Below are 11,261 nucleotides of genomic sequence, written 5' to 3' on the forward strand. Positions count from 1 at the left end.
GTAATCCACCGTACTTTTGATAAAAATAAGAAACAATGATAACTTTTGACTGGAAAGGCGTATTCCCTGCGGTAACCACCAAGTTCACCGATGACGACGAATTAGATTTTGATGCTTTTGATGTAAACCTTGCCGCACAGCTTGAAGCTGGTGTTGACGGGTTTATTTTAGGCGGTTCATTAGGCGAGGCCAGCGTGCTTACCGATGATGAAAAGTTTGCGTTATTAAAGCATACCATTGATTATGTTGATGGCAAAGTACCTGTAATACTCAATATTGCCGAGCAAACTACTAAAGCGGCTGTAGCCTGTGCTAAAAGAGCTTTTGATACCGGTGCCGATGGTTTAATGCTATTGCCGCCAATGCGCTATAACAGCGAAGAACGCGAAACTTTGGCTTACATAGGCGCAGTTGCCGAAAGTACCGAACTGCCCATCATGATATACAACAACCCGGTTGATTATAAAATTGAAGTTACACTGGATATGTTTGAAAAACTATCGGTTTATAAAAATATCCAGGCGGTAAAAGAATCAACCCGTAATGTATCAAACGTTACCAAAATGTTTAATCGTTTTGGCAACCGCTACGCTATATTTACCGGTGTTGACCCATTGGCTATGGAAAGCCTTGTAATGGGTGCCGACGGCTGGGTAGCAGGTTTGGTTGATGCCTTCCCTAAAGAAACGGTAGCTATCTATCGTTTGGTAAAAGCAGGCAGAATTGCCGAAGCTTTAACCATTTACCGTTGGTTTTTGCCGGTATTGGAATTGGATATTCATCCAAAACTGGTTCAGTACATTAAACTGGCCGAAGTTGCAACCGGTATTGGTACCGAAAATGTACGCGCGCCACGTTTACCGTTAATTGGCGAAGAACGCACCAAAGTATTAAAGATCATCAATGATGCATTAGCTGTTCGGCTGGAATTGCCTGTTGGCAGCTGGGGTAAACTAACCGAAGTTGAAGCTTAATTATCATTTAGTAAAACTATAACCAAAGCTTAAGGCCGGCTTTATGCTTCGGCCTTAAGCTTTATGCTTTCAAATGAGTAGTAAAACATTTTTTTGTATAGATGCGCACACCTGTGGTAACCCCGTGAGGGTGGTAGCAGGTGGTGGCCCAACGCTTAAAGGCGATAACATGAGCCAAAAGCGCCAGCACTTTTTAAAAGAGTACGACTGGATACGCACCGGGCTGATGTTTGAGCCAAGAGGGCATGATATGATGTCGGGAAGTATCTTGTTCCCGCCTCATGATCCGGCAAATGATGTGGCCGTTTTATTTATTGAAACAAGTGGCTGCCTGCCCATGTGCGGACATGGCACCATTGGTACTATAACCATTGCCATTGAAGAGGGGCTTATTCAGCCTAAAATACCTGGCATAGTACGTATGGAAGCGCCGGCTGGCCTTGTTTTGATAGAGTATAAGCAGGAGGGTAAAAAAGTTACCTCGGTAAAGCTCAGAAACGTGGCGGCCTACCTTGCCGCCACCAACCTGGAGGTAGAGTGCCCCGATCTGGGTACGCTAACCATCGATGTATCTTACGGGGGTAATTACTATGCCATTGTTGATCCTCAGCCAAACTTTGCCGGGCTTGAAAATTATACCGCCGGGCAGCTGATAGCCTGGAGCCAGGTATTACGCAAGCGCATTAACGAAAAATATAGCTTCGTTCATCCGCAGGATCCTACCATAAATACGTGTACCCATATCCTTTGGGCGGGCGCAACATTAGATAGTACTTCTACCGCCCGTAACGCTGTGTTTTATGGCGATAAGGCGATAGATAGGTCGCCATGCGGCACAGGTACATCTGCACGTATGGCACAGTGGTATGCCAAAGGCAAGCTGAAAGTTGGAGAGCCTTTTATACACGAAAGCATCATTGGCAGTAAATTCATTGGCAAGGTTGAAGAGGTGGTGAAGATTGGCGAACTGGATGCCATTATTCCGAGTGTTGAAGGCTGGGCAAAAGTTTACGGTTACAACACCATCAAAATAGATGATGACGATCCGTATGCACATGGTTTCCAGGTGATATAATAAAATATTAATGTCCAATTGTCATTTCAATACGAGGTACGAGTGAGAAATCTTATACGAGCGATTGGCCGTTAAGCCTGTCGTTTAATATTTCTCCTCACTCAACGCTCAATGCCCGCCTCCGTTCGTTCGAAATGACAAGCTTTTAATTATACCGATTACAAAAATAAGCTTTCGGCTTTACGCCTTTAGCTTTAAGCTCCGATAACAAAATGGCAAAAGTGCTGATCATAGGTGGTGGAATTGTAGGTTTAAGTTCTGCATATTATTTACAAAAAGCCGGGCACCAGGTTACCGTGCTGGATAAAGGCGACCTGACTGATAGCTGTTCGTTCGGTAACGCGGGTATGATAGTGCCGAGTCACTTTATTCCCCTGGCTACTCCGGGTATGGTTTCGCAGGGCATCAAATGGATGTTTAACAGCAAGAGCCCATTTTATGTAAAACCATCATTTAATCCGCAACTTATCTCCTGGGGATTAAAATTTCTTCAAAAAGCAAATGCCGGGCACGTAGAACGGTCTGCAACACCCTTGACCGAACTTTCTTTACTGAGCAAAAAGCTCTATGAAGGTTTAAGTAAAGAACCGGATTTCGATTTCGACCTGGTTGAAAAAGGCATCCTGATGTTTTACAAAACCGAAAAGGCCGGCGAAGAAGAAGCCCACCTGGCCGAAAAGGGCCGTGAACTGGGATTGGACATGGCAGTGCTTAGCGCCGCCGATTGTGTTAAGCTGCAGCCCAACCTGGAACTTGATGTATTAGGGGCGGTGCATTACCGTTGCGATGCACACCTATCGCCAAATAAGTTGATGGCGGCGCTGGTAAGATACCTTAAAGGCGTGGGGGTAAATCTTATTACCAATAAAGAGGTTACTAAAATAGAAACTGTTGCAGGTAAAGTAACCAGGGTTTTATCGCATAATGAAGAATTTACTGCCGATGAATATATTGTTGCGGGTGGCTCCTGGTCGCCGGCGATAGGTAAATTGTTGGGCGTTAAAATATTACTAATGCCGGGTAAAGGCTATTCTTTTAATGTGAAAGAAGAAGTTCCATCTATGCAGATTCCTGCTTTGCTGGCAGAAGCGCGTGTAGCCATTACCCCGATGAATGGCGGCCTGCGCTACGGTGGTACCATGGAGCTGGATAAAATTAACAGCCGCATCAACATGAACCGGGTAAAAGGTATTGTTGAGTCGGTACCTAAGTATTTTCCCGGCCTGAAACCTGCTGTGCCTGCCGAAAAAGATATCTGGTTTGGTTTCCGGCCGTCATCTGCTGATGGCTTGCCTTATATCGGCAGGAGCAACAAATTCAGCAACCTTGTTATAGCAACCGGGCACGGCATGATGGGCCTGAGTTTAGGAGCGGCTACAGGGTTATTGGCACAGGAGGTGATTTCAGGCGCAAAAACCACTATTGATATCGAGGCTTTTGCACCGGATAGAAGTTAGCAAAAACTGTAACTGCCGCGAGGTTTTAACTCTGTAACTGTCGCGGGGTTTTAACCCGTGACTACTATGGTTTCAGCTTTCAGCTGAACTTTCAATTACAACGCCTCATCCACCAACTGTTTCAACGCATAGTACCTTTCGTGCCTGCCATCGTTTTTAATGTAAAAACACATCATAAAAGCCGCATAATGCTTATCGTTATTAACCCAGGGGAAACTGCCAAATAACCCTGGACTACTTACAGCCGGCGTAGGGCTTTGCGGGCCGGATGCTTTCAACACCCACTCGCCAAAACCATAACCGGCATTGCCGGCTTCGTCAGGAGCATAAGCTATTTTTACGTCGTTGGTTATCCGGTCTACCTGCATTTCATTAACACTTTTTTCGGTTAAGATACGTTTGCCGTTAATGGTGCCTTTGTTTAATATCATCACCAAAAAGTTAAGATAATCATTAGGGGTGCTCCAGGCGCCGCCGGCGGGGAAGGCTACAGGGCCTTTGCCAAAATCGGTATTAGTCATACCACACGGGCCGGTAATGCGTTCGGCAAAAAGAGTTTCAAAACTTTGGCCACTTATTTTTTCCAATACAGCTGCTGCCATTTGCAACCCTACGTTGCTGTACCTGAACAATGTACCCGGCTTGCCCTCAATGGGCATATCCGCAATGTTTTGGATGGATTGGCCCATACTGTGAATATCTTTCATATCCTGCAACGCCTCTTTTATAGGCGGCGCCTGGATGCCGGTAAGGTGCGACAGGCATTGGCTTATGGTAATGGCGCCCTTGCCGGTTTTGGAGAGTACAGGCAGGTATTTACCTACGGTATCCGTCAGTTTTAGTTTGCGCTCGTCAATAAAAGTCATCACCAAAGCCGCGCTAAACCATTTACTGCAGCTGGCAACCGGGATTTTGGTGGTTGTGGTAAAAGCATCAAGGTTTGGTGTTTTGCCCATTTTACGGGCAATCATTTTTGTGGCAAATCTTTGCTTCATGGTCATTTCATCCTTGCTGCCGGTGTAAATGATTTTGCCATCTTTATAAAGCATGAGCACCGCACGGCCACCCATTTTTTCGGTATTATCGGCAAGCCATTGGTCAACTTTTTCAAAATGATGCTGGGCTTTTGCTGTGGCTATAGCACAAAACAAAAGAAGCACAGTTATTAACTTTTTCATAATCTAATATAAAAAGGCACTGTAACCAGGTGGCTGGTTCAGTGCCTTAAAAGAACTATTGTTTTTCCTTAATCTTTTCCATTAGTTTCGCTTTCATCTCCTCCTCAAAGTCCTTGTATTGTTTAAACTGTGCCGGGGTGAATACGCCTTTTAACTCCTGGTCTTTTGCTTCCTGCAAACTCCTGGCCTGTTTCATTTTGCCAAAGCGGCCATCGTCGCTTTTTATAACTGCCTGCATTTTACGGGCGTAAGTTAAATTAATAGCCTGCACCTTGCTCTCCTGAGCGGCATCCAGTTTCAGTTTGCTCTTCATCATTTCTGTCTGAAACTGGGCCCGTTGTTCAGGGGTAGAGTTTTTAAAATCGGGCATGCCGGTTTGGGCAATTGCCGGTTTGCTCATCAGTATCGTAAAAGTCATTATTGCGGTTATCAGCCAAAGTCTTTTTATCATTTCTTGTTTTTTCATTATTCGTAATTTGGTTAAAAATACATTTTACCACTGAATAGCATAACTGGCCCCGCTATTTAAAAGCAAAGTAGCTTTATTGTCGCCAAGGAAGGTGATGGTACCTGCAAAACTGAAAGATTTACCGGACGACGACGAGCCCGTAAGCTTGACCGCGGCGCTGCCCGATACTATTTTCAAGGTAGTTTTATCAACCAGTATGTTTGACGATGTAATACTTAAATTGCTTGTAAATGTGTATTTACGGCCAATTTTTGAGGTTTCGGTGCCGGTATGGGTAAAAGAAGTGCTTAAGGTATAAGTTGATGCAGACGGCTGCAAATTAGTGAGTACAAACCCTCCTGTGCTATTCCCGTTTGACGACATGCGCGTGCCATCAAAAGTGTGCGAACCGGTAAAATTGAAGGTAAGCTGGTTGGGTACAATACCGGTGCAGGTGAGCATGTAATTCCAGCTGAGGTTGTAGCTGTATGATGGTGTTGCACCCGCCGCGCTTGTTTTGGTTAAGGTGGAATCCTTTTTAACGCCACAACTTAGCGCAACCGTTTTATAGATAGTTACCGAGCTGTTTACCTGTAAGGCAAACCCGCCTGTTGTTGGCGTTACAGCATCGGTAGTAAGTTCTGCCGCGTCGGCTTCGGTAACAGTAACGTCGTTGGCTGCAACGCCATCTTTTTTACAGGAGTTTAACCCTAAACCAAGGCTTGATGCCATCAGCAATATCACCATTGTTGTTTTTACGTTTTTCATAATATTAAATTTTAATGTTGTGTATATGTTATTCAGTTTTATTTTTTGTTTGATTAGGGAATTACCTGCTGGTAGCTTTGTTTAGCCAATACAGGCTTCTCTAAAGTGATGGTGCTTGCCCCGCTCTTTATTCCGGAAAGTTTTTTGCTTTTAAACAGATTTGTAAACCCGGTGGCAACCAATACAAACGGGTTGTTGCTCACAAAACCCGTGGTTAGGCCATAGTCTACCTTTTCGGTTTCGGGCTGATAAGTGCCAAATAATTTATCCCAGATGATAAATACCCCGCCAAAATTTTTATCAATATAAATAGGATTGCTGCCATGATGCACCCGGTGCGATGAAGGCGTATCCATTACATGTTCAACAATGCCCAGTTTGCCAACAACTTCGGTGTGTAAAAAGAATTGATAAGCCAGGTTAAGTACATAGGATATTACAATAAAATCTGTTGGCATACCCAGCAGCGCTGCCGGTATAAAAAACAGCGGACTAACAATTGCCGAAAACCAGTTAAGGCGGTAAGCTGCCGTAAGGTTCATGTGCGTGGCTGAGTGATGGATAAGATGGAAAGCCCAAAGCGGTTTCCAATGGTGAGAGATGCGATGAAACCAGTAGTAAATAAAATCGGCTGTAAAAAAAGTGAGCAGGAAAACCCAGCCATTCCTGGGTAATGTAAAGGGCGCCAGTTTGGCAAAAAAGCCAAGTACGGCTAACTGGTAGCCGGCGAAGATATATTTGGAGAACTGGAAGCCAACAAAAACATATAGGTTTGCAAAGGTCTCTTTAACGTCATAAGCGTTTTTATCTTTCTTCCAGCTCCAGATAATTTCGGCGGTTACAAGTACGGCCAGGAACAATAATATGTATATGCGGTATGGGCCAATTTGATGCTTCATTTTCTTAGTCGGTTGAATTATTTTGTCGTTTTTGATTGACAATATAAAGTTGACCAGAAAATGCTGCTTAAGTTTTATGAAACCCGGCGAAGCTGAAAAACCAGGGGGCGAAGTGACGGTACTCGTTATGGCCGTTTGATAAATCCGAAATCGAACATCCGAAATCAAAAATCTCAGCTATCTACCCATTTTTTAAACTCCGGCACCCTTGCTTTGCTGATGAGGATCTTCTCCGGTGGTTCCGGTTTCATTTTTAGCGATAGGCGTCCGTTAAAATAAAAATCAACCTCAGTTAGCGCCTTGCGGTTGATGATGAACTGCCGGTTGGCACGAAAGAACATATCGGGCTCCAGCTGTTGCTCCAATTGCTCCATTGTGAATTCGATGTTGTATTGTTGCCCGTCTGTGGTTTGGGCGTATACTATTTCATGGGCGGTATAAAACCAGGCTATTTTAGCGGTTTCCACCGGGATAAGCTTATTCCGAAAATGAACCAGGAAGGATTTTTTATACGGTTTTGCCAATATTTTTACCTGTTGCAGCAGTTGCTCAAAGGGCTGGTTTGCATCGCTTTGGGGCTCTTGTACTACCAGGCGTTTAAACTTGTTTAACGATAGCTCAATTTCGGCCTCATCAAAAGGTTTAAGAATATAATCAATGCCATTATTTTTAAAGGCCTGTATGGCGTAGTCGTTATAAGCCGTTACAAATATCACGGGTTTCAGGATCTCGGCTTGCTTGAAAATATCAAAGGATACGCCATCGGCCAGGCGGATATCCATAAATACAAGGTCGTAACTATCGGGATTGGCATTAAACCATTCCACCGCGTCTTTTACATCGGGCAGGCAGGTTGTGATATTTATACTGTCATCAACGTTTTGCAGCACATGTGCAAGGTTACGGGCGGTAACCGGTTCGTCTTCAACTATAACAACACGTAGTTTATTCATGTTTCAAAGGGAGCTTAACTGTAAAATAGCTGGTAGTTTTTTCAATGTCTATTTCCCGTTGCATCAATATTTTGTAGCGCTGGTTAAGGTTGGCCAGGCCCGTGCCGGTACCATCTGCATCTGCCGGGTTAAGGTTGTTGCTTACCGATAATTCATCACCACACATTTTAATAGTTACCTGCAATGGCGTTTTAATGGTAGCTGCGTTGTGCTTTGCCGCATTCTCCAACAAAGGCTGTAACGATAAATGTGGCAGTTTATATTGCAGGAAAGCATCGCCCACGTCAATTGTTAACTCAAAGGCATTTTCAAATCGCATTTTTATCAATTGGGCAAATGACTTTACCATCGTTAATTCCTCGTCCAGGGTAACCAGGCTGCTTACGGGCTTAATTAACGTATACCTGAAAACCGACGACAGGTGTTTGATATATTGCTGCGCCAGGGCCGGGTTTTCGCGCACTACGCCGGATAAGCTGCTCAGCGAGTTGAACAAAAAGTGCGGGTTAAGTTGCTCTTTTAACAACTCCAGTTCGGCTGTTGTGTAGGCATTTTTAAGTTGCTCGTTTTCAATGGCCTGTTGTTTGTTTTGGCGCAGCAGCAGCACTATTTTTATAATAATACCAATTAATAATGCTGCTAAAGCATACCGGGTTAAATATCCCAGCCAAAAAGCCCCCCTGATTTGGTTGGGGTTGAAGCTAAATACCCGCTTTTGTACGCCGCCTATCAGCACCATGCCAATAAATGCGATTAGAAAATTGAGCGATAAATAGCTCAGGTATTTGTTGTTATCTCGATACCTGGCCAAGCGACCACGACCTAAATTGAGCGAAAACAGGAGGTAGCAGAAACCCAGCTGCGCCAATAACTGGTAGGCAAATTCGGTAGCGTTAAAGCGCCAGTAATGGGCCACAATGCCATTTTCGCGCAGGGCAAGCAACCTCCCGCTATTAAGCATTACGGCTATCAGCAGCGAACAGTAAAACCATAACTGTTTCCCGGTTTTCTCCATCAGGTAAATCTAATTAAAGATAGCTACTGGTAACAGAAAATTTGGGTGAAGCTGAAAATTTGGAGGGTGAGGTCTCACTCAAACAGCCTTGCTTAAACAGCCTCACCTAAATCCTCTCCAAAGGAGAGGACTTTAAAATGCAAGGCTAAATAGTATAGGCTTGGCAGCCATGCAAATCAAGAACCCTCTCCTTTGGAGAGGGCAGGGTGAGGCCTATCTTTTTACAAAAGTCCCCTTAACTTATCGTAGCTTTTTAACATCTTTACGGTACACATATTTCAAGTACAAATGCAGCATTGGTTAGTAAAATCTGAACTGAAAGGTATGTAAAAAAAATGAAAAGTGCCCTAACGATATCAAAAAAGCACTTTTTAATTTTAAAAAATCGCTAAAAAAGCCTCGTTTTAGCCCATTTTGTTCCCTATTTTGTTCCCTGTTTTTACCCAAAAAACGTCATTTTTTAAGCTAAAAACGCTGTTTTTTACTGGTTCTCAAAAATTAATAACCAATGCTGAAAAAAATTATCGTCTTTTTTTATTGGTTAGTTTTTGCTGAACCAGTAGGGCGGAGGAGATGATATAAAAAGGAAAAATATTAGTTTCAGAGGTTGAATTAAGAGCATTTTGTTCCCTGTTTTGTTCCCTAAAAGGCATAAAAAAAGCCTGATTTTTTACGCTTRTATGCGTTTTGGGTACGATTTTAACTATTAAACTTTTGGTTGTTTTAGGAGTATCCTTTTACGTTCAATACTGCGTTCTTCTTTTGTTGTAAACGCCTTTTTATTTTTTTGTTCTGGTTTCCGGGTGTAAATACCTTTAACGAACTGAACATCTTCTTTAATATCCTGTACCGTTGATGCAAGCCCTGTAAGCTGTTTAATCTGGTCAGCCATTGCAGTAATCAACGACATATCAAAAGCAGCCTGTACGGGTTGGAGTGCAGGACTATCAACTTGTAAATTGATAACGTATTCATAGAACCGGGTAATCATTTCATTTATTGGTAACCCTATTGGCAAGATGCCATCAGAATCCAACGTAAGCTGTATTGGGAACGGTTTAAACGTTTGAAGGTATGCCCAACCAAACTCCGTTATGGTTTCAAAATGATATTCCAAACCGTTAGCTTCATACTGTTCGGGGTAGTCTTTTTCAACCCTCTGGATAACTTCCAACACATCAAAAAATAAACCGTTTGAGGTTTCATCCAAATCGGACATTAAAGGGTAAATTGTACCGTTCAGGGCTGATTGTATACCTCTGATTTTTTCTAAGATTTCTTCTTTCACTTTCATTACACTACAAATATAATAACAATAATTTTGGCAAAAACTGTCATCAAATGACGTTTTTTTGATTCTTATATTTTCGCCATCAAGATACTTTCCGTATACCATTGTTTAAAATGCCCTTCGGGCATGGCTTAACCCAATTGAAAGTAATTACTAAGAAGATTTCAGAGAAAACGTAAAACTAAATTTATCTTTAGGTTTCAGGCTTTTGAATCTCTTTCAGGCTTCGATATCTCTTATGTATTCACTAATTCTAAAGTTTTTGATATATGTATTGTTGGAAATATTCAATGCCTTAAAAGGCTTTAAAATAGGTTTTAGCCTGCGTATAATAAATTATACCAGAAATTTTACCCTTGTACCTATTGAAAATGCCGTCCCCGGCATAGGTCTGAACTCTGAAAGCCTTATTCCAATTGAGATATAACCCTTCGGGTATAGGTAAAGCAGTTCAAAGACACTGCTTCGCAGGTTGAAGGCTATTCCCCTTATCATTTCAACTTTGAAAAATTTTCAAAACTGGCTACGCTCTTACAAAAATGCACTTCGTGCATGCTTAAACCAATTGAAGGATTACTGCATACGCAGGTTGAAGTTTTATTCCTTTTTGCCCTCCGGGGGGATTTCTAAACAAATGGATATTGCTTTGCAAGTTGAAGACCCAAAATCTAAAAAGAATAACCTTCAACACCCCGCAGGGGTAATCATACTTGGGTTACTGTTAGAAAGTTTTATTGGACAGTAACGTATATACGTTTAGATTTCAATTTTGAATTCCTTAATACTCTTTAAATCTCTTTATATTTCTATAAAATTCTTTATTTCTCTTTAATAACTCTATATACTCTATTGCGTACATATCGGCGTACATATACCCGTACATATCGGCGTACATATACTCGTACATACTGCCGTACATATACCCGTACACACTGCCGTACATATCAGCGGTACATACCGCCGTACATAACCCCGATGGATTGTAATCTTCAACGCCGAAGGCTTTTTTAATACCCGGAGGGCATTATGAGAATAGTTGCCCCGGTTACTTGACTTCTGGAAAAAGCGAACTATTTTTGTAAAAGAGGGGTTGAAAGTATTTATTTTCAACTTTTTTACTTCTTTTTTAGACTTCTTTGAAATAAGGTTGTATTTAATAATAAAGAAGCAATTCATTGTTTATTGTGCAGATGTATCTCGTAC

At 42.4% G+C, this 11,261-nt stretch carries 10 protein-coding genes; 3 read left to right on the plus strand and 7 right to left on the minus strand.

Going from position 1 to position 11,261, the window contains the following annotated elements; all coding sequences use genetic code 11:
* The first annotated feature begins 35 nt into the window (after positions 1–35).
* The 3 genes from AC1DU2_RS30420 (at position 36) to AC1DU2_RS30430 (ending at position 3,506) form a co-directional block, all read left to right on the plus strand.
* Complete coding sequence (locus tag AC1DU2_RS30420) at positions 36–974, plus strand: dihydrodipicolinate synthase family protein (protein ID WP_477389326.1); 939 nt, start codon at positions 36–38, stop codon at positions 972–974.
* 73 nt (positions 975–1,047) lie between these two features.
* A complete protein-coding gene (locus AC1DU2_RS30425; RefSeq protein ID WP_477389328.1) occupies positions 1,048–2,049 on the plus strand; it encodes a 4-hydroxyproline epimerase in 1,002 nt (333 codons plus the stop codon).
* Positions 2,050–2,261: 212 nt separating this feature from the next.
* Entirely contained in the window at positions 2,262–3,506 is a 1,245-nt protein-coding gene (locus AC1DU2_RS30430) for an NAD(P)/FAD-dependent oxidoreductase (protein ID WP_477389330.1), read from the plus strand.
* Between the two features lie 95 nt (positions 3,507–3,601).
* On the opposite strand, the gene AC1DU2_RS30435 is transcribed toward AC1DU2_RS30430, so the two are convergent.
* The 7 genes from AC1DU2_RS30435 to AC1DU2_RS30465 all read right to left on the minus strand — a co-directional run bounded on the left by AC1DU2_RS30435 (position 3,602) and on the right by AC1DU2_RS30465 (position 10,061).
* On the minus strand, positions 3,602–4,684 hold the full coding sequence (locus AC1DU2_RS30435) for a serine hydrolase domain-containing protein (protein WP_477389332.1): 1,083 nt from the start codon (positions 4,682–4,684) through the stop codon (positions 3,602–3,604).
* 55 nt (positions 4,685–4,739) lie between these two features.
* Positions 4,740–5,150 (minus strand): hypothetical protein, encoded by a 411-nt coding sequence (locus AC1DU2_RS30440; RefSeq protein WP_477362279.1) that lies wholly within the window; start codon positions 5,148–5,150, stop codon positions 4,740–4,742.
* Positions 5,151–5,177: 27 nt separating this feature from the next.
* Complete coding sequence (locus AC1DU2_RS30445) at positions 5,178–5,900, minus strand: hypothetical protein (RefSeq protein WP_477389334.1); 723 nt, start codon at positions 5,898–5,900, stop codon at positions 5,178–5,180.
* Between the two features lie 53 nt (positions 5,901–5,953).
* Positions 5,954–6,799, minus strand: a complete 846-nt coding sequence (locus AC1DU2_RS30450; protein WP_477389336.1) for a sterol desaturase family protein — start codon at positions 6,797–6,799, stop codon at positions 5,954–5,956.
* Between the two features lie 173 nt (positions 6,800–6,972).
* On the minus strand, positions 6,973–7,752 hold the full coding sequence (locus AC1DU2_RS30455) for a LytR/AlgR family response regulator transcription factor (RefSeq protein ID WP_477389338.1): 780 nt from the start codon (positions 7,750–7,752) through the stop codon (positions 6,973–6,975).
* Entirely contained in the window at positions 7,745–8,767 is a 1,023-nt protein-coding gene (locus AC1DU2_RS30460) for a sensor histidine kinase (RefSeq protein WP_477389340.1), read from the minus strand. Before AC1DU2_RS30460 ends, AC1DU2_RS30455 begins: the two co-directional genes overlap by 8 nt.
* Before the next feature lie 706 nt (positions 8,768–9,473).
* Entirely contained in the window at positions 9,474–10,061 is a 588-nt protein-coding gene (locus AC1DU2_RS30465) for a hypothetical protein (RefSeq protein ID WP_477389342.1), read from the minus strand.
* Positions 10,062–11,261: the final 1,200 nt, after the last annotated feature.

Source organism: Mucilaginibacter sp. P4_C11 (assembly GCF_056402115.1).

What these genes read in the sequence shown, in the direction of transcription:
- AC1DU2_RS30445 (WP_477389334.1), bottom strand. Translation starts at nt 5,900, where the DNA reads ATGAAAAACGTAAAAACAACAATGGTGATATTGCTGATGGCATCAAGC.
- AC1DU2_RS30465 (WP_477389342.1), bottom strand. Translation starts at nt 10,061, where the DNA reads ATGAAAGTGAAAGAAGAAATCTTAGAAAAAATCAGAGGTATACAATCA.
- AC1DU2_RS30455 (WP_477389338.1), bottom strand. Translation starts at nt 7,752, where the DNA reads ATGAATAAACTACGTGTTGTTATAGTTGAAGACGAACCGGTTACCGCC.
- AC1DU2_RS30460 (WP_477389340.1), bottom strand. Translation starts at nt 8,767, where the DNA reads ATGGAGAAAACCGGGAAACAGTTATGGTTTTACTGTTCGCTGCTGATA.
- AC1DU2_RS30425 (WP_477389328.1), top strand. Translation starts at nt 1,048, where the DNA reads ATGAGTAGTAAAACATTTTTTTGTATAGATGCGCACACCTGTGGTAAC.
- AC1DU2_RS30430 (WP_477389330.1), top strand. Translation starts at nt 2,262, where the DNA reads ATGGCAAAAGTGCTGATCATAGGTGGTGGAATTGTAGGTTTAAGTTCT.
- AC1DU2_RS30420 (WP_477389326.1), top strand. Translation starts at nt 36, where the DNA reads ATGATAACTTTTGACTGGAAAGGCGTATTCCCTGCGGTAACCACCAAG.
- AC1DU2_RS30435 (WP_477389332.1), bottom strand. Translation starts at nt 4,684, where the DNA reads ATGAAAAAGTTAATAACTGTGCTTCTTTTGTTTTGTGCTATAGCCACA.
- AC1DU2_RS30450 (WP_477389336.1), bottom strand. Translation starts at nt 6,799, where the DNA reads ATGAAGCATCAAATTGGCCCATACCGCATATACATATTATTGTTCCTG.
- AC1DU2_RS30440 (WP_477362279.1), bottom strand. Translation starts at nt 5,150, where the DNA reads ATGAAAAAACAAGAAATGATAAAAAGACTTTGGCTGATAACCGCAATA.